Annotated in this window: 19 protein-coding genes; 14 read left to right on the top strand and 5 right to left on the bottom strand. The window is 77.1% G+C overall.

Annotated elements, in window-relative coordinates; genetic code table 11:
- Positions 1-49: 49 nt before the first annotated feature.
- Positions 50-775 (bottom strand): TIGR03089 family protein, encoded by a 726-nt coding sequence (locus tag HL663_RS17410; protein ID WP_173029527.1) that lies wholly within the window; start codon positions 773-775, stop codon positions 50-52.
- 44 nt (positions 776-819) lie between these two features.
- On the opposite strand from HL663_RS17410, the gene HL663_RS17405 reads away from it, so the two are divergent.
- Entirely contained in the window at positions 820-2,865 is a 2,046-nt protein-coding gene (locus HL663_RS17405; RefSeq protein WP_173029526.1) for a thioesterase domain-containing protein, read from the top strand.
- 28 nt (positions 2,866-2,893) lie between these two features.
- Here the strand turns inward: HL663_RS17405 and HL663_RS17400 are convergent, their stop codons facing one another.
- Positions 2,894-3,688 carry an inositol monophosphatase family protein gene (locus HL663_RS17400; protein ID WP_173029525.1) on the bottom strand — a complete coding sequence of 265 codons (795 nt, stop codon included), beginning with the start codon at positions 3,686-3,688 and terminating at the stop codon, positions 2,894-2,896.
- A 200-nt stretch (positions 3,689-3,888) separates the two neighbouring features.
- On the opposite strand from HL663_RS17400, the gene HL663_RS17395 reads away from it, so the two are divergent.
- The 8 genes from HL663_RS17395 to HL663_RS17360 all read left to right on the top strand — a co-directional run bounded on the left by HL663_RS17395 (position 3,889) and on the right by HL663_RS17360 (position 12,020).
- On the top strand, positions 3,889-4,230 hold the full coding sequence (locus HL663_RS17395; RefSeq protein WP_173029524.1) for a PadR family transcriptional regulator: 342 nt from the start codon (positions 3,889-3,891) through the stop codon (positions 4,228-4,230).
- An 11-nt stretch (positions 4,231-4,241) separates the two neighbouring features.
- Positions 4,242-4,979 (top strand): hypothetical protein, encoded by a 738-nt coding sequence (locus HL663_RS17390; RefSeq protein ID WP_173029523.1) that lies wholly within the window; start codon positions 4,242-4,244, stop codon positions 4,977-4,979.
- Positions 4,980-5,056: 77 nt separating this feature from the next.
- The gene (locus tag HL663_RS17385; protein WP_286175751.1) at positions 5,057-6,043 is read left to right on the top strand and encodes a DNA topoisomerase IB; all 987 of its coding nucleotides are present in this window, start codon (positions 5,057-5,059) and stop codon (positions 6,041-6,043) included.
- Positions 6,044-6,395: 352 nt separating this feature from the next.
- Positions 6,396-7,472: a glycosyltransferase family 2 protein gene (locus tag HL663_RS17380; protein ID WP_216842618.1), complete on the top strand. Its 1,077-nt coding sequence runs from the start codon at positions 6,396-6,398 to the stop codon at positions 7,470-7,472.
- Entirely contained in the window at positions 7,465-9,342 is a 1,878-nt protein-coding gene (locus tag HL663_RS17375) for a glycosyltransferase family 4 protein (RefSeq protein WP_216842617.1), read from the top strand. Before HL663_RS17380 ends, HL663_RS17375 begins: the two co-directional genes overlap by 8 nt.
- Positions 9,343-9,346: 4 nt before the next feature.
- Positions 9,347-10,282, top strand: coding sequence for a lysylphosphatidylglycerol synthase domain-containing protein (locus HL663_RS17370; RefSeq protein WP_173029521.1), 936 nt, complete (start codon positions 9,347-9,349; stop codon positions 10,280-10,282).
- Entirely contained in the window at positions 10,279-11,085 is an 807-nt protein-coding gene (locus tag HL663_RS17365) for a class I SAM-dependent methyltransferase (protein WP_173029520.1), read from the top strand. The genes HL663_RS17370 and HL663_RS17365 overlap by 4 nt, the downstream gene beginning before the upstream one ends.
- Positions 11,085-12,020, top strand: a complete 936-nt coding sequence (locus tag HL663_RS17360) for a DNA-3-methyladenine glycosylase family protein (RefSeq protein WP_173029519.1) — start codon at positions 11,085-11,087, stop codon at positions 12,018-12,020. Before HL663_RS17365 ends, HL663_RS17360 begins: the two co-directional genes overlap by 1 nt.
- A gap of 124 nt (positions 12,021-12,144) precedes the next feature.
- On the opposite strand, the gene HL663_RS17355 is transcribed toward HL663_RS17360, so the two are convergent.
- Together HL663_RS17355 and cofD are read right to left on the bottom strand one after the other, a co-directional pair.
- Positions 12,145-13,236 carry a coenzyme F420-0:L-glutamate ligase gene (locus HL663_RS17355; protein ID WP_173029518.1) on the bottom strand — a complete coding sequence of 364 codons (1,092 nt, stop codon included), beginning with the start codon at positions 13,234-13,236 and terminating at the stop codon, positions 12,145-12,147.
- A complete protein-coding gene (cofD, locus tag HL663_RS17350) occupies positions 13,233-14,207 on the bottom strand; it encodes a 2-phospho-L-lactate transferase (protein WP_173029517.1) in 975 nt (324 codons plus the stop codon). The genes HL663_RS17355 and cofD overlap by 4 nt, the downstream gene beginning before the upstream one ends.
- Before the next feature lie 247 nt (positions 14,208-14,454).
- Here cofD and HL663_RS17345 point away from each other — a divergent pair, with 247 nt between their 5' ends.
- Genes HL663_RS17345 through HL663_RS17335 form a run of 3 tightly spaced genes read left to right on the top strand, consistent with a single transcriptional unit; the run spans position 14,455 to position 19,347 of the window.
- Entirely contained in the window at positions 14,455-14,730 is a 276-nt protein-coding gene (locus HL663_RS17345; protein WP_030527629.1) for a WhiB family transcriptional regulator, read from the top strand.
- Positions 14,731-14,788: 58 nt separating this feature from the next.
- Positions 14,789-17,878 carry a glycosyltransferase gene (locus HL663_RS17340; protein ID WP_173029516.1) on the top strand — a complete coding sequence of 1,030 codons (3,090 nt, stop codon included), beginning with the start codon at positions 14,789-14,791 and terminating at the stop codon, positions 17,876-17,878.
- Positions 17,875-19,347 (top strand): DUF5719 family protein, encoded by a 1,473-nt coding sequence (locus tag HL663_RS17335; protein WP_173029515.1) that lies wholly within the window; start codon positions 17,875-17,877, stop codon positions 19,345-19,347. The genes HL663_RS17340 and HL663_RS17335 overlap by 4 nt, the downstream gene beginning before the upstream one ends.
- Positions 19,348-19,374: 27 nt before the next feature.
- Here the strand turns inward: HL663_RS17335 and HL663_RS17330 are convergent, their stop codons facing one another.
- Complete coding sequence (locus tag HL663_RS17330) at positions 19,375-19,719, bottom strand: metallopeptidase family protein (protein ID WP_173029514.1); 345 nt, start codon at positions 19,717-19,719, stop codon at positions 19,375-19,377.
- A gap of 131 nt (positions 19,720-19,850) precedes the next feature.
- Here HL663_RS17330 and HL663_RS17325 point away from each other — a divergent pair, with 131 nt between their 5' ends.
- Together HL663_RS17325 and HL663_RS17320 are read left to right on the top strand one after the other, a co-directional pair.
- The gene (locus HL663_RS17325; protein WP_173029513.1) at positions 19,851-20,222 is read left to right on the top strand and encodes a DUF3499 domain-containing protein; all 372 of its coding nucleotides are present in this window, start codon (positions 19,851-19,853) and stop codon (positions 20,220-20,222) included.
- Positions 20,223-20,368: 146 nt separating this feature from the next.
- Entirely contained in the window at positions 20,369-20,968 is a 600-nt protein-coding gene (locus HL663_RS17320; protein WP_173029512.1) for a TadE/TadG family type IV pilus assembly protein, read from the top strand.
- Positions 20,969-21,000: the final 32 nt, after the last annotated feature.

The raw sequence follows: 21,000 nt of genomic DNA, 5'->3' as shown, positions 1-21,000 counted from the left end.
CTCGCACGGCGGCCCCGGTGGGCCGTCGTGCGGCGACGGGCGCCCGGGCTCAGCGGCGGCCGGTCACGCCCTCGGCGGCGAGACGGCTCGCGAGCACGTCGTCGGCCGGCGTGCCCCGGGTCAGGACGACCGAGCCGTCGCCGGCGAGCAGCTCGAGGGCCAGGGCGAGGAAGCGGCCCGTGTCGTCGGTCCCCGTGTGCGCGCGCTGCACGGTCGCGGCGTCAGCGGGCACGAGGTCGCCAAGAGGCGTCTCGCCCGTGGCGGTCCGCAGGCCGGGGGCGCCGGGCTCCGGCTCCTCCCAGGGCTCGAACACGTCGCCGTGCGTGGCGATCTCGCGCGCCTCGTCGACGGCGCCGGAGGGCACGTCGACCGCGGCCGTCCGCGCGAGCGCGGCGAGGGTGACGACGACGACGTGCTCGGCGTCGTCGAGGTCCGCCACGCCCGCGGGCTCGTCGGTGACGACGACGTCCGCCGGACCGGGGGCGTCCGGCAGCAGCACGCACGCCCCGACCGACCACGCCGCGAGGGCCCAGTAGAGGGTGCGCCAGTGGGGCGGCAGCGCGAGCCGCACCGTCGTTCCCGGCGCCGCGTCGAGCTCGTCCTGGAGGAGGTTGGCCGCCTTGGCCACCCAGTTGGCGAGGACGCGCGCCGAGAGCTCGATGCGCTCGCCGCGGGTCGGGCCGTCGGTGTCGTCGTAGACCGTGATGCGCGGGCGGCCCGGGTCGCTCGCGACGAGGCGGGCGAGCAGGGCGGCGGGGGTCGGGTCGTGGGCCATCGCCCGCACGGTAGCAACGGGGACGCGGTCTAGGCTCATGGCCCATGACCGACCCCGCCCCGGAGCCCGGCCGCCTGCTGACCCGGGGGGCCCTGGCCGCCGGCCTGTGGGTCGTCGTGGTCACGTCGCTCGGCGGCCTGGCCGCCGCGGTGGGGCTCTGGTCGCCGTGGGTCGGCTGGCCGGTGGCGGTCCTCGCGGCCGCCGGCTCGTGGGTCGCCGTGCGCGGCCTGCCGGGCGTGCGGACCGGTGTCGGGCCGGCGGCGGCGCTCGTGGCCGTCGTCCTCGGCTTCGCGGTCTACGCCGGCGTCACCCACTCCGAGCACGTCCTGCCGCGCCGCGACGCCGCGAGCAACCTGCAGGCGGCGATCAGCCTCGCGCGGACGGGGGAGCGGGTCGTCCCCGTCGACCCGTCCGTCATCGGGGGCCCGCGGGCACTCGAGGCCGGCGAGGTCACGGTCGCCAGCGCGGCGTTCTACCAGGTGGGGTCGGCGGACGACCCGGCCGTGCAGCCGCAGTTCCTCATGGCGCCGGCCGTCGTCTACGGGTACGGGGTCTGGGCCGGGGGGCCGCCCGTCGCGCAGGTGCTGCCGGCGCTCGTCATGGCGCTCGTCCTGCTCGTCCTCGGGCTCTTCGCCGCGCACCTCGCCGGGCCGTGGTGGGGCGTGGCCGCGGCCGTGCTGACCGCGGTGCTCTTCCCCGTGCTCAACGTCGCGCGGGGGACCTACTCGGAGCAGCTGGCGCTGCTCACCCTCGTCGGCGGGCTGCTCGCGCTGACCCTGGCCGTCGGGCGCGAGGACCCGCGGGTGCCACGGCTCGCGCTCGTCGCCGGCGTCCTCGTCGGCGGCACCGGCCTCGCCCGCGTCGACGCCCTGCGCGAGGTCCTCCTGCTCGTGCCCTTCCTCGCCGTCGGCGCCGCGCTCGGGCAGCGCTGGGTGCGGCCGGCCGCCCTCGGGCTCGTCGCCTCGAGCGTCGTCGCGTGGGGGCTCGCGCTGCTGCTGTCCTACCGCTACCTCGGCGACATCCACGCCAGCCTGCTCCCGTTGGCGGCCATCGCCGTCGTCGTCCTCGTCGCCTCGCTCGGGGGCCTGTGGCTGTGGCGGCGCGGCCGGCGGCTGCCCGGCGCGGTCGTGCGCCGGGCGCCCGACGCGCTCGCCGTGCTCACCGTCGTCGTCGGGGTCGGCCTGTGGACCCGCCCGTGGTGGATGACGGTGCGCCAGGACCCGAACGACCCCGGCGCCCGCTACGTCGCCGGGATGCAGCGCCGCCAGGGCCTGCCCGTCGACGGCGGCCGCACCTACGCCGAGCACACCGTCGACTGGCTCTCCTGGTACGTCGGCTGGGTCGCGCTCGTCGTCGCGCTCGTCGCCCTCGCGCTGCTGCTGCGGCGGGCCCTGCGCTCGCTCGGCGAGGGGCGGCTCGCGCCCTGGGCGCCGGTGCTCGTCGTCGCCGCCGGCTCGACCGTCCTCACGCTGCTGCGGCCCGGCATCACCCCGGACCACCCGTGGGCCGACCGCCGGCTGCTCGTCGCGCTCCCGTTCGTCGTCGTCCTCGTCGTCGTCGCGGCGGCCTGGTCCTCACGGCGGCTCGCGTCGTCCGGGCGGGCCTGGGGCACACCGGTGGTCGCGCTGGTGACCGTGCTCGCGCTCGGCGTCCCGGCGGTGCTGGCCAGCTGGCCGTTCCGCGGCGTCGGGGTCGAGCGCGGCTCGCTCGAGGCCGCGGACCGCGTGTGCGCGGCGCTGGCGCCCGACGACGTCGTCCTCGGCATCGACGGCCGGGCGTCGTCGGAGTGGCCGCAGACGGTGCGCGGGATGTGCGGCCGCCCGTTCTTCGTCGCGACCACCCCCGTGCGCCAGGACCCGCAGCGGCTCGCGGCCCTCGTCGAGGAGCTGGCCCGCGGGGCGTCCTCGAGCGGCCACCGGCTCGTCGTGCTCGCCGCCGACGGACCCGAGGCCATCGAGGGGCTCGGCCTGACGCCGCGCTCCGTCGCGGACCTGCGCTTCCCGGAGGAGGAGCACGCGCTCGACCGTCCGCCGCGCCGCACCGACCTCGGCGGGGTCCGGGTCTCGGTCGCCGAGGTCCCCGTGCGCTGACGCCCGCCGTCGTGGCGGGCGCCGGGGATCAGCGGGTGAAGTGCTCCGCGGCGCGCCGGCGCACGGCCCCGCAGGTCGTCGCGTCGACGGCGACGACGAGGCCCGGCCGCAGCGAGCGCGGGCCGTACGGCGTGCCGTCCGGGTGGACGACGGCGCCGCCGGCCTCGGTGACGAGGAGGGTGCCCGGGGCGTGGTCCCACGGGTTGGAGCGCGAGTAGACGATGTAGTCGGTCGCGCCCTCGACGAGCTTCGTGTAGTCGACGCCGCAGCAGACCCACGACAGGCGCATCGGCGCGAGGCCGGCGAAGGCGTGGTCGCGCAGGCTCCACATCGAGGTGACGCCCTGCGGCTCGCGGTCGTCGGGGACGGGGGCGCAGGTCATCCGCTCGCCGTCGCGGAAGGTGCCGGCGCCCTTCTCCGCGACCCAGGTCCGGCCGTGCTCGGGCTGGTGGATCCACGCCCGGACGGTCTCGCCGCCGACGGTCTCGGCCACCATGACGGCGTGGTCGGGGGAGCCGTGGACGAAGTTCTTCGTGCCGTCGACCGGGTCGACGGTGAACGCGTGGTCGGCCGCGAGGTAGCGGTCCATCAGCGTGTGGTCGCCGGCGAAGGCCTCCTCGCCGAGCACGACGGCGTCGGGGTAGGCCTCGTGGAGCCGGGCGGAGATGATCACCTCGGCCTCGCGGTCGGCGACCGTCACGAGGTCACCGGGGTTCTTCTCCATCACCTCGCCCTCGCCGAGCGAGCGGAACCGGGGCGTGATGACCTCCGCGGCGACCTCGCGCAGGAGGTCGGCGACGGCGTCGGTCGAGAGGCCGGACATGGGGGCCACGGTTCCACACGGGAGGGACACCGGCCAAAACGACCCCGCGCCGGCGCACGTCTCGGGGTGGCCCAGAGACGTCCACGAGACCCCGGCTCGGAGCCCGGGTCCCGTGGACGAACCGGGGTCCCGGATGCGGAGATCTAGATGGCCTGCCGTCATAGGTAGACAGACCATCTAAGTAGTGACACGATGTAGCCATGACGACGGAGGAGTGGCCCACCGAGTGGCTGCGGGCGGTGCTCGGTCTCGCGGTCCTCGGCGTGCTCGACGGCGCGCCCGCCCACGGCTACGCGGTCGCGCAGCGGCTGGCCGAGCGGGGCCTGGGCGAGGTGCGCGGGGGGACGCTCTACCCGCTGCTCGGCCGGCTGCAGGACGCCGGCTGGGTCGAGGGCGAGTGGGAGCCCGGCACCGCCGGCCCCGGCCGCAAGGTCTTCCGCGTGACCCCCGCCGGTCACCTCCACCTCGCCGAGCAGGGCGAGCGGTGGGCCGCCTTCTGCCGCACCACCGGTCCCGTGCTGTCCCCGTCCACCGCCCCCTGAGAGGACCCCCGATGAGCGAGAACCCGTCCACGCGCCACCCCCGCGAGCTCGCCCCGGCGGCGGACCCGGCCTGGGTCGACGCCTTCGTCGTCGAGCTGCGCCTGCTCGGTGTCCCCGGCGACGAGATCGGCGACCACCTCGTCGTCCTCGACACGCACCTGCGGGAGTCGGGGGAGTCCGTCGACGAGGCGTTCGGGGACCCCCGCGAGTACGCCCGCTCGCTCGCGCCGAGCGGCGGACCGGCCGCTGCCGTCGACCGCTCGACGGTCGTGCTCGCCGTGCTCGCGCTCGTCGGTGTCGTCCTGGTGCCGGCGGCCCTCGGGGCGCTGCTCGACGGCACCCGCGTCACCGTGACGCTCGGCGGCCTGCTCGTCGCGGTGCTGCTCGGCGGGGCGGTGGCGGGCCTCGTCGCGCCGGGTGCACCGGTGCTCGCGCTGCTCGTCCGTCGCCGGTGGGTGGCGTTCGTGCTCACGCCGGCGCTCGTCGCCGTCGGGGCCGCGCTCGTGCTGCTGCTCCCGCAGGTCCTCGTGCGGGTGCCGGCGCCCGTCGTCGGGGTGGCCGGCCTGGTCGCGGTGCTCGCCGGGTCGGTGCTGCTCGGACGCGCCCCCGCCGACCTCGTCACCGCGCCCGGCGAGCGGGCGACCGGCTCCGCGACGGGCGGTGGCGGGCGGCTGCTCGGGGTGAGCGTGCTGCCGGCGTGCGCGCTCGTCGCCTGCGTGCCCGTGCTGATGACGCGCCTCCTCGGCTGAGCGGCACGTCCGCGCAGGTCACCCGCATGCCCGGGGTCCTGCGTGGGTAGGGTCCCGGCATGGCGAGGTTGCGGCGGGTGTCCCCGCGGTCGGTGGGGTGGACGCGCAAGCGCGCCGGCAAGGGCTTCTCGTACCGCGACGCCGCCGGCGAGTCCCTGCCGAAGGAGGCCGTCGAGCGCATCCGGGCCCTCGCCATCCCACCGGCGTGGCAGGACGTGTGGATCTGCCCGCGCGAGAACGGCCACATCCAGGCCGTCGGCACCGACGCCGCGGGCCGGCGCCAGTACCTCTACCACCCGGACTGGCGCACCGCCCGGGACGAGCTGAAGTTCGACCGGGTCAAGGTCGCCGGGACCCGGCTGGCCAAGGCCCGCGAGTCGATCGTCGGCGACCTCGCCGCCGAGGGGATGCCCCTGGCGCGCGCGGCGGCCACGGCCACGCGGCTGCTCGACCTCGGGTACTTCCGGATCGGGTCGGACGCCTACACCGACGCCAACGGCTCGTTCGGGCTGACGACCCTGGAGCGCCGGCACGTGCGCCGGCGCGGCGACGACCTCGTGTTCAGCTTCGTCGGGAAGTCGGGGATCGAGCACTCGATCTCGGTCAGCGACCCGCAGGTCATCGCGTCGCTCAACTACATGCGCCAGCGGCGGGGTGGCTCCAAGCGGCTGCTCGCCTACCGCGGCGAGGCGAAGTGGGCCGACCTGCAGGCGGCCGCGGTCAACGAGTACATCTCGACGATGGTCGCCGAGGACCTGACGGCCAAGGACTTCCGGACGTGGCACGCCACGGTGCTCGCGGCCGTCGCGCTCGCCGAGACGCCGGAGAAGGGCGACACCGCCGCCTCCCGCCGGCGGGCCGTCAAGGCCGCCGTCGAGGACGTGTCGGCCTACCTCGGCAACACCCCGACGATCGCCCGGAAGTCCTACATCGACCCGCGCGTCATCGACCAGTACGAGGACGGCGTGACGATCGCCGCGACGCTACGGCGCTCCTTCCCCGACGACACCAAGCGGCAGGCGGCCGTCGAGAAGGCCGTCGCGCGGCTCATCGACGGCGCCTGACCCCCACCGCCGCGCCGGGGCGTCCTCGCCCCGCCGGGGTGTCGTGGCAGGTCGGCACGGCGGAGTCGGGGTGACCTCGCGTGGCCGGGGTGGTCTCGTCGTGGCGGGTCGGCAGGACGGGGTCGGGGCGGCAGGACGGGGTCGGGGTGACCTCGCGTAGCCGGGGTGGCCTCGCCGCGCCGGGGCGTCGTGGCGGGTCGGCACGGTGGGGTCGGGGCGGCGGGACGAGGTCGGGGTGACCTCGCGGAGCCGGGGTGGTCTCGCCTCGGCGGGGGCCCGCCAGAGACCCTCCGCAGGACCCCGGGAGCGCCGTGACGACCGCAGCCGCGCCGCGCCGGTAGGCTCGCGGGCGATGAACGAGCACCCCGCGGCGCCCCAGGGCGACCCCACCCACGACGTCCTCCACGCGGCCCCCACCGAGCAGATCGACGTCCGGACCGGTGAGATGGCCGGCCGGAGCAACGACCCCGCGGCCGGCGGCCGGTCCACGCGGACCAGCGGCGGCTACGTCATCGAGGACGGGCCCGACGGCCCCGGCCCGACGCCGTACGTCACGGTCGTCCTGCCCTGCTACAACGAGGGCGCGCACGTGCTCGAGGAGATCGACCGCATCTCCGCCGTGCTCGAGGACTCCGAGCACACCTACGAGATCCTCTGCATCGACGACGCCAGCACCGACGACACCCTCGAGGTGCTGCGCGGCGCCCAGCGGCGCTACCCGCACATCCGCGTCCTGCCCTTCCGCCGCAACGGTGGCTCGGGCACGGCCCGGCGCATCGGCACCCAGCAGTCCCGCGGCGAGATCGTCGTGTGGACCGACGCCGACATGACCTACGAGAACGAGCGCATCCCCGAGCTCGTCCGGATCCTGCGCGACGACCTCACCTACGACCAGGTCGTCGGCGCGCGCACGACCGAGGAGGGCACGCACAAGTGGGCCCGCGTGCCCGCGAAGTGGCTCATCCGCAAGATCGCCGAGTGGCTGACCAAGACCCGCATCCCCGACCTCAACTCGGGCCTGCGCGCGTTCCGCCGCGAGGTCTCGCTGCCCTACCTGCGCCTGCTGCCGGCCGGCTTCTCGTGCGTCACGACGATCACCATCGCGTTCCTGTCCAACCAGCACGACATCAAGTACGTCGAGACGAGCTACGCCAAGCGCGCCGGCGTCAGCAAGTTCCACTTCGTCGGCGACGCCTACCGCTACATCCTCCAGGTGCTGCGGATGGTCATGTACTTCGACCCGCTCAAGGTCCTCATGCCGCCCGCGCTGTGGATGGTGGCGCTCGGGCTGGTCAAGGCCGTCGTCGACATGGTGCGCCACCCGTTCTACTTCCCCGCGAGCACCGTGCTCCTCGTCGTCAGCGGCATCATGATCGCCTCCCTGGCCCTCCTGTCCGACCTCGTCGTGCGCTCGCGCGACGGTGTCTGAGGTGTCGGAGGCCGCGCTGCGGGTCGCCCTCGTCGGGCCGACGCACCCCTTCAAGGGCGGCGTGGCGGCGCACACGACGAGCCTCGCGCACGAGCTCGCCGACGCCGGCCACGAGGTCACGCTCGTCTCGTGGAGCCATCTCTACCCGGCCTTCCTCTACCCGGGGGAGCAGGCCGTGCCCGGCGGCGCCCCCGACGTCGAGCCGTTCCCGCGGACCCTGCGCGTCCTGTCCTGGGCCCGCCCGGACACATGGCTGCGCGCCGGGCGCCGGCTGCGCGACGTCGACGTCATCGTCGTCGTCCACGTCGTCCCCGCGGTCGTGCCGGCCCACCTCGCCCTGCTGCGCGCCGCCGGCGCCGGGAGCGGCCGCGGCCCGCGCGTCGTCGTCATCGCCCACAACGTCCTGCCGCACGAGCCCGGCCCGGGGGACCGGCCGCTCGTCGCGTCCCTCGTGCGCCGGGCCGACGCCGTCCTCGTCCACTCCGACGAGCAGGCCGCCCTCGCGGCCGAGCTCGGCGCGCCCCGCGTGCGGGAGGTCGACCTCCCGCCGCACCTGCCCGGTGGCCCGCCGGAGCCCCGGCCCGAGCACGACGGCCCCGTGCGCCTGCTCTCGCTCGGCATCGTGCGCGACTACAAGGGCATCGACCTGCTCCTCGAGGCCCTGCGCGAGGTCGACGGGCCGACGCTCACCGTCGCCGGCGAGCTCTGGGGGGATGCCGGCCGCCGTGTGCGCGAGCTGGCCGCCGACCCGCGGCTGCGCGGCCGCGTCGAGGTCCACGGCGGCTACGTGCCGGCCGACCGCATCGCCGGCCTGATGGCCCGCCACGACGTCGTCGTCCTGCCCTACCGGTCGGCGACGGCCTCGCAGAACGTCCTGCTCGCCCGCGCCCACGGCCGGCCGGTGCTCGCGACGAGCGTCGGCACCTTCCCGGGGCAGGTGCGTGACGGGGTCGACGGCCTCCTCGTGCCGCCGGCCGACCGCGACGCCCTCGTCGCGGCGCTGCGCACCCTCGCTGAACCCGGCGTGGCCGACCGGCTCGCGGCCGAGGTCCGCCAGCCCGACCTCTCCGGCCCGTGGGCCCACTACGTCGGCGCCCTCGAGGCGCTCGCCGCCCCGCCGGCCGTCCCGGTCGACGAGCCGGAGCCGTCGGCCGTGCCCGTCGGGCCGGTCGCCCGGGCCCGGGCCCTCGTGGCCGGGCTGCGCGCGCGCCGGCAGCCGGTCCTCACCATCGGCCCGCTCGACCTGCCCGAGGACGTCCGCGCCACCGACGTGCTCGCCGTCGACGCAGACGCCGTCCGGGCCGCCGAGGTCGCTCGCGACCTCGGCCTGCCGCGGGCCAAGGACCCCGTCGCGGCCTGGGCCGCGCTCGGCGCCGTCGCCGCGCTCGTCCGGGTCCTCGACGACCGCTCGCGCACCGCCGTCATCGTCGACGAGTCGGGCTCGAGCAGCCCGTTCTCGCGCTGGGCGCGGGCCCTGGGCTTCGCCCCCGTCGAGCTCGAGCTGACCGGCCGCCGGGCCGCCGTCGAGGCCCTCGACGTCGACACCGCGAGCCTCGACGTCGTGGCCCGCCTGCACCCCGGCGGCTGCACCGCGGCCGACGTCCAGCACGTCGTCGGCCAGGCCTCGTGGTCGCTGCGCTCCGGCGGCCTGCTGCTCCTCACCCTGCCCATCGGTGACGACGACCCCGACTTCGCGGTGCGCGCCGCCGACGTCCGCGGCATCCTCGCGCGGGCCGACGACCTCGGCCTCGCCCTCGTCGGGGACGCGGACGGCGACGTCCTCGCGCAGATGCGGGACGCGCGGGTCGCGTTCGGCGACAACGGAGCCCCCGCCTACGCGGTGCTGCGCCTGACGTTCCGACGGAAGTGACCCGGTGAGCCGCGCCAAGGTCCTCCTCGTCGTCCGCTACGGGCTGCTGGTCCTCGTCCTCGCCGCCGTCGTCTGGGCGCTGGCCGGCAGCTGGGACGAGGTCTCGCGCGAGCTCGGCCGGATGAGCTGGCCCGCCGTCGTGCTGGCGCTCGTCCTCACCCTCGGCGCGCCCCTCTTCACGCTCGTCGGGTGGCGCGTCCTGCTCGCCGACCTCGGCACCCGGCTGCCGCTCGCCCCCGCGGCCAGCGTCTTCTTCGTCGGCCAGCTCGGCAAGTACCTGCCGGGCTCGGTGTGGACGGTCCTCGCGCAGGCCGAGATGGGCGCCAAGCTCGGCGTGCCGCGCCGCCGGATGGCGATCACGGGGCTGCTGTCCATCGGCCTGGCCATCCTCTGCGGCAGCCTCCTCGGCGTCGTCGCGCTGCCCCGCCTGCTCGCGCGGGGGAGCTCGCCGGTCACGGCCTGGGTCGTCGTCGCGGCGGTGCTCGTCGGCGCGGTCCTCTTCTGGCCGCGGCTGCTCAACGCGATGGTGGCGCTCGGCCTGCGGGTGCTGCGCCGCGAGCCGCTCGAGCACCGGCTCGGCGGCCGCGCGGTCCTCTCGACCGCCGCGTGGTTCACCGCCGCGTGGGTCTCGGCCGGGCTCGGGGTCGCGGTGCTCGTCCGCTCGCTCCAGCCCGCCGCGACCCTCACCGACCTCGCGGTCGCCGGGGTCTGCGGCTTCGCGCTCGCCTCGGCCGCCGGCCAGCTGTCCGTGCTCGTCCCCGCGGGGGTCGGCGTGCGCGACGGCGTGCTGGCCCTGCTGCTCGTCACCTTCATGCCGCTCTCGGCCGCGACGGCGGTCGTCGTCGTCGCCCGCTTCCTCGCCATCGTCGGCGACCTCCTCGTGGCCGGCGGCGGCTGGGCGTGGGGACGTCGGCACCACCTCCTAGGATCTGCGGGATGAGCGAGCGACCGGACCGCGAGGAGCAGCTCGCCTACTCGGAGTCGATGGCGAAGATGCTCGACGAGCGGGCGCGCCGCCAGAAGGCGGCCAAGCTGATCGCCGTCGTGCGCCACGCCCTCGGCGTCGACACGCTCGACGGGCTGCGGGCCGTCGACGTCGGCTGCTCGGCCGGCTTCATCGCCGACGAGCTCGCCCTCGCGGGGGCCACGACGAGCGGCGTCGACATCGACGAGCCCGGCCTCGAGAAGGCGCGCGCCCGCTTCGGCGAGCGCGTCGACTTCCGCGTCGCCCGCGGCGAGGACCTGCCCTTCGAGGACGCCTCGGTCGACGTCGTCGTCCTCAACCACATCTACGAGCACGTCGTCGACCCCGAGGCCGTCGTCGCCGACATCCACCGGGTCCTGCGCCCCGGCGGGCTGCTCTACCTCGGCGTCGGCCACCGCTGGCAGGTCATCGAGCCGCACCACCGGCTGCCGTTCCTCTCGTGGCTGCCGCAGCGCGCCGCCGACCGCTACATGCGGCTGACCGGCAAGGGCGAGACGTACTACGAGCACTACTACTCGCCGGCCGGTCTGCGCCGCCTCTTCGCCGCCTACGACGTCTGGGACTACACGCTGCCGGTCCTCGCCGACCCCGCCGCGTTCTCCGCCGGCGACAACGTGCCCGGATGGGCGGCCCGCGTCCCCGAGCCGGTCCTCGCGGCCGCCCTGCCGGTCGTCCCGACGTACGTCTGGGCGGCGTTCAAGGGCGCGTCGCGCCCCGCGGGCCCCGCGCTGCGGGTGGCCCCGCGCCACGTGGGCTGATGGCCGCCGAGGGTGTGCTCCGGGTCGTGCGCACCGCGCGGCCGGTGCCGCTCGGCGCGGTCGTCGGCATCTTCCGGCGCGGCGCCGGCGACCCCACGAGCCGCCGCGACGACGCCGGCTGGTGGTTCGCCTGGCGCACCCCCGACGGCCCGGTCACGCTGCGGCTCACCGTCCTTGGTGTCGCCGCTGACGAGGTCACGGCCAGCGCGTGGGGGAGCGGCGCGGCCTGGATGCTCGAGCAGGTGCCGGCGCTGCTCGGCGAGGACGACGACCCCAGCGGCTTCGACGCCTCGCTGCACCCCCTCGTCGCCGACGAGTGGCGACGGCGGCCCGGCTGGCGCGTCCCTCGCTCCGGGCTCGTCGTCCAGAACCTCGTGCCGTCGGTCATCGAGCAGAAGGTCACCGGCAAGGAGGCGTTCGCCGGCTACCGGCGCCTCGTGCGGCGCTTCGGCGAGCCGGCGCCCGGCCCGGGGGAGGACCTCGGGCTCGTCGTCGCGCCGACGCCGGCCGGCTGGGCGTCGGTCCCGTCGTGGGAGTGGCTGGCCGCCGGCGTCGACCCGCAGCGCTCGCGGACCGTCTCGGCCGCCGTCCGGTACGCGGGGCGGCTCGAGGAGTGCGTCGGGATGAGCGCCGAGGCGGCGCGGGCGCGCATCACCGCGCTGCCGGGCATCGGGCGGTGGACGTGGGCCGAGGTCGCCCAGCGCGCGCTCGGCCTCCCCGACGAGGTGAGCTTCGGCGACTACCACGTGGCCAAGGACATGACGTGGGCGCTGACCGGCACCCCGCAGGACGACGACGCCCTCGCCGAGCTCCTCGAGCCCTGGCGCGGGCACCGCTACCGGGTGCAGCGCCTCCTCGAGCTCGGCGGCCACCACCGGCCGCGGCGCGGCCCGCGGATGACGTTGCCGACGCACCTGCCCACCCGCGGCCGCTGACCCCTCCCCTCGGCGCGGAGGCATCCCGGACGTCGAGAGGAGGCAACGCGCAGGCGTCGGGCCCGGATCCTCTGCGTGTTGCCTGATCTCGAGGGGGCCCGGGTGGGCTCGGGCGCCCCGTGGGTCAGGAGAGGTGCAGGGTGACCGAGGCGGGCCCGCGCTCGCCGAGCACGGCCGTGAGGTCCTCGGAGGCGGCGGCCACCTGCGCGCGCACGACGAGCCGGCCGAGGTCGTAGGGGTCGGGCGCGGAGAGCACCAGCACGGCGGCCCCGTCACGGACCTCGAGGTCGACCGACCCGTCCTCGACGTCGTGCAGCGCGAGCGCGACCACGCGGCCGACCCGGTCGAGCAGCGGCTCGGGGGCGACGGAGCGCAGCCCGACCTCGTCCGAGTCCGGCGAGCCGGGGGCGACGCCCAGCGCGGCCCGCACGGCCTCGACGTGCCCGAGCGCGAACCAGTCGCCCGGGCCGGTCCGCACGAGCGCGGCCGCCCCGTCGGTGCCCTCGACGTGTCCGCCTCCGCCGGCGTCCCCGGCGGCCGGGACGAACCACGCCGCCGGCAGGCCGCGCACGAGCGCCGCGGGCACCCCGTCGGCCTTGCCCTTGACGAGGTCGGCGGCGGCGGCGACCTCGTCGGCCACGGCCCGCGCGGTGACGGCCAGCGGGCGGCCGTCGTGGTCGACGCCGCCCCGCAGGTCGTCGAGGACGGCGAGGCCGGCGGCGCCGAGCGCGAAGTCGGTCTGGCCGGCGCGCCAGGGGCGCCCGGCGGTGTCGGAGAGGACGACGGCCAGCATCCGGCGGGGGAGGGCGTCGGCCGCGGCCGCGAGCAGCGCCTCGCGCAGCCGGCCCGCCTCGACGTCCGGGCGCTCCGGCAGCATCAGCACCGCGCCGCTCGGCCCGGTGTTGGAGGCGTCGACCCCGGCGGCGGCCATCACCGGCCCAGCGACGGACTCGACGACGCGGGTGGCGCCGGTGCTCCCGGCGCGCTCGGCGACCACGCGCACGGTGTGGGCGGCCACGGCGTCGACGCGCTCGCCGGGCCACGTGAGGCCGGCGGCCTTGGAGACGACCTTGCTCGAGACGACGAGGCAGTCGCCGTCGCGCAGCGCCTGCCCGTCGGACGCGAGGGCCGCGAGCAGCAGCGCCGCGAGGTCGTCCCCGGCCCCGACCTCGGGCAGGCCGGCGAGCGGGCGGACCTCGACGACGCCCTCGCTCACGCGGTGACCGCGGTCGCCAGGCGCAGGGCATGCGCCGCGATGCGCGCCGTCGCCTCGACGTCGGACATGAGCAGCGGGCCGTCGAAGGCCTCGACCCGGGCCCGCGCCAGCGTGGTGTCGGCGTCGGCGGGGTCGACGAGCCAGGCGTCGAGGAAGTCCTCGTACAGCCCGCCGACGGCGGCCGCGGTGGCGGGCACGCCGATGGCCTCGAGGCACGCGTCGGCGTGCCCGCGGACCGGGCGCCCGGAGATGAGCGGAGAGACGCCCACGACGGGAGCCGTCGTGCCGCGCAGGGCGTCCCGGACGCCGGGGACGCCGAGGACGATGCCGATGGACACGACGGGGTTGCTCGGCGGCAGCAGCACGACATCGGCCTGCCGGATCGCGTCGAGGACCCCCGGGGCGGCCGCCGCGCGGTCCAGCCCCGCGACGACGAAGCGCCGCGCCGGGATCGCGGCCTGGTGGCGGACCCACCACTCCTGGAAGTGGATCGCGCGCTCGCCGTCGCCGTCGTCGACGACCACGTGGGTCTCGACGGGGGTGTCGGTCATCGGCAGGAGCGTGATGCGCTGCTCGGGCAGCCCCCAGCGCGCCGCGAGGCGGGCGGTCACCTCCGAGAGGCCCACGCCCTGGCCGAGCCACTGCGAGCGCACGACGTGCGTCCCCACGTCGCGGTCGCCGAGCGCGAACCACTGCGGCTGCGCGCCGTAGGCGGCGAGCTCGGACTGCACGCGGTGGCTCTCGTCGGCGCGGCCCCAGCCCTGGGACTCGTCGATGCCGCCGCCGAGCGTGTAGAGCAGCGTGTCGACGTCGGGGGAGACCCGCAGGCCGAACAGGGTGATGTCGTCACCGGTGTTGGCCACGACGGTGACCTCGGTGTCCTCGAGGCCGGGCGTGGTGTCGAGGTGGTGCCGCAGGCCCCGGACGAACCGGGCCCCGCCGACGCCACCGGCGAGAGCCGTGATGCGCATGGGCGCCAGTCTCTCAGCCGGGAGCGGCCCCGGGGGAGGCGGTGCACCCCCGGGGCGGCGGACCGGGCGCCACCCGCGCCCCGTGGCCCGCCGGAGCCCCACCCGTACCACAGTCACCGGATCACGGGAAATCTCGTCGATAACACCGTTTGGCTTGACGAGCGTGGCATGACACGCGTGTAATTCCCTGCATGTACTCCGGGGTGACCGTCCGGGGTGCACGGGTCGAGGTCGAGGAGGAAGCATCATGCACGAGCTCTTTCTGGTCGAGGGGATGCTCGGCTCACCGGAGCCGGACGAGGGGGCCCTGTCCTGGCAGGAGCGGTCGCTCTGCGCGCAGACCGACCCCGAGGCGTTCTTCCCCGAGAAGGGCGGCTCCACCCGCGAGGCCAAGAAGGTCTGCGTCTCGTGCGAGGTGCGCTCCGAGTGCCTCGAGTACGCCCTCGGCAACGACGAGCGCTTCGGCATCTGGGGCGGCCTGTCCGAGCGCGAGCGGCGCAAGCTGAAGAAGCGCGCCGTCTGACGAGGGGTCTCCCCTCGTCGAAGGCCTCGTCCGGATGACGCTCGCCCCACCCCGTCCCGTGGACACGGCACCGGCCACCACCGCCGCGGTGCGCCCCGTCGTCACGGCGGTCGTCGTGACCCACCGCGACCCCGCCGGGCTCGCCCGACTCCTCGACGCCGTCCTCGCGCAGACCCAGCGCCCGGACGACCTGCTCGTCCTCGACCGCACCGACGGTGCCGCCGTCCCCGACCCGGACGGCGTCGGCGAGGTGACGGTCGCCTCGCTCGTCGAGCGGATGCGCGCCCACCACGACGTCGTCGTGCGCGTCGTCGCGGCCGACCACCGCCGGCCCCTGCGCCGGGCCGTGCACCGCGCCGTCCTCGACCTCCCGGAGGACCGCACGAGCCTCCTGTGGCTCCTCCCGGTCGGGACGACCCCCGAGCCCGCGGCGCTCGTGCGCCTCGTCGACGCCTGGCGCCGCTCGCCCTCGACCGGCATCGTCGGCCCCAAGCACGTCGACGCCGAGGCGCCGCACCGCCTGCGTGCCCTCTCGATCCGCACCACCCGCGGCGGTCGCCTCCTGGCCCGCCCGCTGCCCGGGGAGCCGGACCAGGGGCAGTACGACACGACGAGCGACGTCCTCGCCGTCCCGTTCGCCGGCTCGCTGCTCGAGCGCGACCTGCTCCTCGCCCTGCGCGGCTGGGAGACCTCCTTCGGCGACGTCGGCGCCGACCTCGACCTCGGCTGGCGCGCCCAGCTGAGCGGCCGGCGCGTCGTCGTCGTCCCCTCCTCGCGGATGCGCTCCGCCCCCGGTGTCGCCACCGCGTCCGCCACGACCGCCGCCCGCCGCCGGGCCGCGCGCCGCGTCGCCCTCGCCCGGGCGCCGTGGTGGTGGTCGCCGGTCCTCGTCGTGTGGGTGGCCCTGACCTCCGTCGTCGCCGCGCTCGGGCTGCTGCTCCTCAAGCGCCCGCGGAGCGCCTGGGCCGAGATCGGCGCCCTCACCTCCCTCGACCCCGTCCGCGGGCTGCGCTCGCGCTGGCGCACCCGGCACCGCGCGACCGTGCGCCGCCGCGACCTCGCCGCCGTGTTCGAGCCGCGGCGGGCGGTCCTCACCTCGTGGGGCGACAGCGTCCACCACGCCCTCCTGCCCCCGCAGGCGCCGATCGGTGACGCCGCGGCCGACCTCAACCCGCGCTCCTGGCTGGTCCGCGTCGTGCGCCACCCGGCCGTCGTCGCCGTCCTCGCCGCGCTCGCGGTCACCGTCGCCGCGGGCCGCACGCTCGGGTTCGGGGTCGTCACCGGGCTCGGTGGCGGCCTCCAGGGCGGCGAGCTCGTCGGTGCCCGCACGACCGCCGCCGGGCTCTGGCACGGATGGCGCGACGGCTGGACCGGTGCCGGGCTCGGCGGCCCCGAGCAGGCGGGCCCCGCCCACGTGCTGCTCGCCGGGCCCGCCTGGCTCGTGACCCACCTGCCCCTCGTGCCGGTGCCGTCCTCGCCCGCGGGGCTCGTCGTCGGGCTCCTGCTGCTCCTCGCGATGCCGCTCGGGGCCCTGTCCGCCTACCTGATGCTCCGCGCGCTCACCCCGCGCCGCTGGCTGCGCACCCTCGGCGCCCTCGCCTGGGCCACCTCCGGCCCGGCGGTCGCGGGCGTCGCCCAGGGCCGCCTCGGCGCCGCCGTCGCGCTCGTCCTCCTGCCGGCCGTCGCCGCGGGCCTGATGCTCCTGGCCGCCCGGCGCGCCACGGCCACGAGCGCCTTCGCGACGTCCCTGGCGCTCGTCGTCCTCGGGTCCTTCGCCCCGGTCCTCGCCGCGCTCGGCGTGCTCGTCGCGCTCGTCCTCCTCCTCGTGCGCCGGGGCTCGCGCACCGCGGCCCTCGTGACGGCGCTCGTGCCGTCGGCGGTGCTCGCCCCGTGGGTGGTCCGGGCGGGGGAGGTCTCGTGGCCGGCGCTCGTCGCGGGCTCGGGCCTGGCCGACTGGGGCGGCGACCCGCTGCCCGCGTGGCGCACCGCCCTCCTCGACGTCGGCGGCGCCGGCGCGCCGCTGTGGTGGACCGCCCTGCCGTTCGTCACGGTCGCCGTCCTCGCCCTCGGGGCCGGTCGACGCCGCCGGGGCGGCGCGAGCACCCTCGCCCTCCTCGTGCCGCTCCTGCTCGCCGCGGCCCTCGCCGCGCCGCGCGTGCGGCTCGGCACCGTCCCGGCGGGGCTGCCCGAGGCCGGGGCGCCCGTCACCCCCTGGGTGGGGACGCTCCTCCTCCCGCTCGTGCTCGTCCTCGTCCTCGCCCTCGTGCGCGGCCTCGACGGGCTGCCGGTCCGCGGCCTGCGCGGGGCCCGCCGCGTCGGGTCCTGGACCGTCCTCGGCGCCGGTGTCGCGGCCGTCGCCGTCCTCGCCGGCGGCGTCGTCGCCGGTGGCCTCGGGCGCCTCCTCGCCCCGTGGAGCGACCCCCGCCCCGCCGTCGCCGTCGACCAGTCCGAGGGGGCGTTCGCCACCCGCTCGCTCTTCGTCGTGCCCGGCGACCGCGGCGCGGGCTACCGCGTCCTCGGCCGCGAGGACGCGACCCTCGTGCGCGGGCTGCCGGCCCCCGCGGGCGCCGACGCCGCCATCGCCGGGGACGTCACCGCCCTCCTCGGCGCCGAGCCCGGCAGCGAGGCCCTCGTCCGCGACACCGCCGCCGACCTCCTCGCCGTCCGCGGCGAGCAGGTCCCCGAGGTCGTCCGACGCCTCGACGCCACCGACGGGCTGCAGCGCATCTCGCCCCGCGCGGGCTGGGAGCTGTGGCGCCTGAGCCCCTCCGGCGCCGACTCCGAGGCGCTCGTCGCCTCGCCGCGCCTGCGGATGGAGACGCCCGACGAGGTCCGCCTCGTCGTGACGACCGGTCAGCACGGCGCCACGGTGACGACCGTCGACGCGCCGGCCGACAGCCGCCTCGTCGTCGCCGAGCCGGCCGCCTGGGCCGAGCACGCGGTCGTCGAGGTCGACGGTCGCGTGCTGTCGGCCGTGCCCGGCGAGCCCACCCCCACCTACGAGCTGCCGCGCGGCCCCGGAGAGCTGACCATCACCCTCACCGACCCCCAGCGCTGGTGGCACCTCGGCCAGCTCCTCGCCGTCGCCGTCCTGTGCTTCCTCGCCGTCCCGTTCGGCCGCCGCGAGAGCCGGGTGGGGGAGCGATGAGCCGCCTCGCCGCCGTGCGCCCCGCCCTCCCGGGCGCGGCTCGCGTCCTCCTCGCCGGCGGGGTGGCCGCCGGCCTCGTCTGGGGCGCCACCACGCGCCTCGAGACGCTCGACCTCGCCGCGGCGAGCGGTGTCACGCAGGCGCCGGTCGCGCCGACGAGCCTCGCGACGAGCGTCGACGCGATGTGCCCCGGCCCCGAGCTGACCGGCATCGCGGGCGTCGACGACGTCCGCACCGGCGGCCGGGTGGCCGCGGCCACCGGACCCTCCGAGCTGCTGCCCGTCCCCGCCGCCGGCGCGGGCAGCGCGCGCGCGAGCGCCGGCTCCACCCCCCTCGTCACCCTCTCGGGCCGCCCGGCCGACGGCGTCGGCGACCTCCCGCGCACCGGCCCGGTCACCCTGCGGGCGCAGGGTGCCCTGGCCCCGGCCGTCACCGCGACGCAGGAGTGGTCGAGCACGGCGCCCGACCTGCGCGGCCTCGTGACGACCCCGTGCCGCGGCGCGGCGACCGACCTGTGGCTCCTCGGCGGGGGCGACGGCCCGGGCCGCCTCGAGCGCCTCGTCCTCACCAACCCCGGCGGCAACCCGGTCACCGCCGACGTCACCGTCCACGGCGCCGACGGGCCGGTCGCGCCCGCCCGCACCGAGACCGTGCCCCCGGGCGGCCGCACCACCCTGCTCCTCGACGCCGTCGCCGCCGACGAGAAGACCCCCGCCGTGCACGTCGTCGCCGACGGGGGCGGGCTGACCGCCTTCCTGTCCGACACTTGGATCGAGGGCACGACGCCCCAGGGCGCCGAGACCACCGTCCCCGCGGCCGACCCCGCCACCGTGCAGGTCGTGCCGGCCACGCTGCTCGGCGGCCGCTCGACCCTGCGGGTGCTCGCGCCGGGCGGCGACGAGGCCGTGGCGAGCGTGACCCTGCTCGGCCGCGACGGGCCGGTCACGACGACCGACGACACCGTCCTCACGGTCGGCGCCGAGGGCGTCGGCGAGCTCGCGCTCCCGTCGGTCCCGGCGGGCACCTACTCCGTCGTCGTGCGCTCCGACGTGCCCGTCGTCGCCGGGGTCCTCACCCGTGTCGGCGACGCCCGCGGCGCCGGTGACATCGGCTGGGCGGTCTCGGCGCCCGTCGTCGACGAGGTCGCCGGGTCCGCGCTGCCCCCGACCCCGGGCGTCACGCGCACCCTGCACCTCGTGAGCACCGGCGGCGCGAGCACGGCCGAGGTCACCGTCGTCGTCGACGGCGAGGCCCGCACCCGCACGGTGGCCCTGCTGTCCGACCGCGCCGCCGACGTCGACCTCGGCGGCGCGCAGTCGGTGTGGGTCGAGCGCACGGACGGCTCGGGCGCGTTGCGCGGCGGCCTCGTGTCGACGTCGGGCTCCGGGGCGCAGCAGCTGCTCTCGGAGGCCCCGCTCGCGCCGACGGCCGTCACCTCGCCCGTCAGCCGCGCCTTCCCGCTGCCCTGAGGCCGCGCCGGCCCCGCACCGGCGCGCTCAGTCCTCGGGCTCGGCGTCCGGGTCGAGCTCGTGGGCCGGGACGCCGAGGAGGGCCGCCACCTGCTCGGTGACGACCTCGCGGACGATGTCGGCGAGGTCGAGGTCGTCGTGCGCCCGGGCCTCGACAGGGCGCCGGTAGACGACGACCCGGTCGGTGCGGGCGGCCGTGGCCCGCAGCAGCCGCCCGAGGGGCGCGACCTGCTCGTCCCACGGCGCCGGGTCGGTCGGGGGGACCTCCTGGACCGCGAACTCCGTTGCCGCGTACCGGTTCCCCAGGTGAGGACGCAGGCGGTCGGCGGCATCGAGGACGAGGTCGTCGAAGCGCTCGCGGCGGGTGGCCATCACCGGGACGGTGGGCCAGGCGAGCGGTCCCCGGGGACCCCGCCCGTGGCGGTCGCGACGGCGTGGGCTCACCCGGCCGATGCTACGGCGTGCCTCCGCGGAGGGGTGGCAGGCGCGGTTAGAGTCTCGGTGTGAACCTGTCGCGGAAGTGCACGAGGACCGGCTGCCGCCAGCCCGCGGTCGCGACCCTCACCTACGCGTACTCCGACCGCGCGGCCGTCCTCGGCCCGCTCGCGACCTACGCCGAGCCGCACACCTACGACCTGTGCGCCGAGCACGCGACCCGCCTCACCGCCCCGCGGGGCTGGGAGGTCCTGCGCCTCGTGACGGAGTACCCGGACCCGGAACCCTCGTCCGACGACCTCCTCGCGCTCGCCGACGCGGTCCGCGAGGCGGGCCGTCCGCGGCCGGCGGCCGCCCCCACGACGCCCGAGCCGCCGGTCACCGGCGAGGTCGCCCGCCGCGGCCACCTGCGCATGCTGCGCGGCAGCGCCGAGGCCTGAGCGTCCCCGTCGGCGCCGGCCCCTCACCCGGCCGGTCCGACCTGCTCGGCCGTTCGGCCCCTCCACCCCCCGCGCCCCTCCCGGTCCGGGGCGCACGCACCTAGCGTCGGCAGCGCCCACACCGCTCGCAGGGAAAGGGTCCCTCTGTGGCACGCCCGCGCCTCCGCCTCGTCCGGGGCTGCCCCGTGCCCGCCGACGGGGTGCGCGACGAGCGGGGGGCGGTGGCCCTCGAGGCCGCGATCGTCTTCCTCTTCCTCTTCTCGATGCTCGCCGGCGTCATCGACCTGTCGATGTACTTCAAGGACTCCTACTCGGTCTCGACGGCGGCCCGCGCCGGGGCACGGATGGCCGCCGCCGACCCGCTCAACGCGACCTTCACGCGGTCCGCGGCCACGCAGGCCGCCTCCGCGATGACGGACCTGCGCTGGCAGGACGTCAAGGAGATCTGGGTCTACAAGGCCAACGTCGGCACGACATCGGTCCTGGTGACGCCCCTCGCCTGTGGCGTCAACTGCGTCAAGTTCACCCTCACCGGCCCGGGCACGCCGAGCGCCGGCTCCGGCGTGTGGCTCTCCCGCAACGCGTGCTCGAGCGGGCTCGTCGCCGTCGACAGCGTGGGGGTGCGGGTCGTCTACCAGCACAAGGCGACGGTGATGTTCGCCAACAACGCCCTGATCACCGAGGACGTCGTCATGCGCCTGGAGCAGATCCCCTCGACCCAGCCCTGCATCGGGACCGGGTCGTGATGGGGCGGCGCCGGCGTGGCGAGCGTGGGGCG

The organism is Arthrobacter sp. NEB 688 (assembly GCF_013201035.1).
GTDB lineage: Bacteria > Actinomycetota > Actinomycetes > Actinomycetales > Dermatophilaceae > Phycicoccus.
Note: the sequence above shows the minus strand (reverse complement) of the source record. Positions and strands in the feature narration are given on the sequence as shown.

Coding starts and splice junctions, on each gene's coding strand:
- HL663_RS17410 (WP_173029527.1), bottom strand. CDS start 775: ATGGCCCACGACCCGACCCCCGCCGCCCTGCTCGCCCGCCTCGTCGCG.
- HL663_RS17330 (WP_173029514.1), bottom strand. CDS start 19,719: ATGGCCACCCGCCGCGAGCGCTTCGACGACCTCGTCCTCGATGCCGCC.
- HL663_RS17360 (WP_173029519.1), top strand. CDS start 11,085: ATGGCCGCCGAGGGTGTGCTCCGGGTCGTGCGCACCGCGCGGCCGGTG.
- HL663_RS17395 (WP_173029524.1), top strand. CDS start 3,889: ATGACGACGGAGGAGTGGCCCACCGAGTGGCTGCGGGCGGTGCTCGGT.
- HL663_RS17365 (WP_173029520.1), top strand. CDS start 10,279: ATGAGCGAGCGACCGGACCGCGAGGAGCAGCTCGCCTACTCGGAGTCG.
- HL663_RS17335 (WP_173029515.1), top strand. CDS start 17,875: ATGAGCCGCCTCGCCGCCGTGCGCCCCGCCCTCCCGGGCGCGGCTCGC.
- HL663_RS17400 (WP_173029525.1), bottom strand. CDS start 3,688: ATGTCCGGCCTCTCGACCGACGCCGTCGCCGACCTCCTGCGCGAGGTC.
- cofD (WP_173029517.1), bottom strand. CDS start 14,207: ATGCGCATCACGGCTCTCGCCGGTGGCGTCGGCGGGGCCCGGTTCGTC.
- HL663_RS17390 (WP_173029523.1), top strand. CDS start 4,242: ATGAGCGAGAACCCGTCCACGCGCCACCCCCGCGAGCTCGCCCCGGCG.
- HL663_RS17380 (WP_216842618.1), top strand. CDS start 6,396: ATGAACGAGCACCCCGCGGCGCCCCAGGGCGACCCCACCCACGACGTC.
- HL663_RS17405 (WP_173029526.1), top strand. CDS start 820: ATGACCGACCCCGCCCCGGAGCCCGGCCGCCTGCTGACCCGGGGGGCC.
- HL663_RS17345 (WP_030527629.1), top strand. CDS start 14,455: ATGCACGAGCTCTTTCTGGTCGAGGGGATGCTCGGCTCACCGGAGCCG.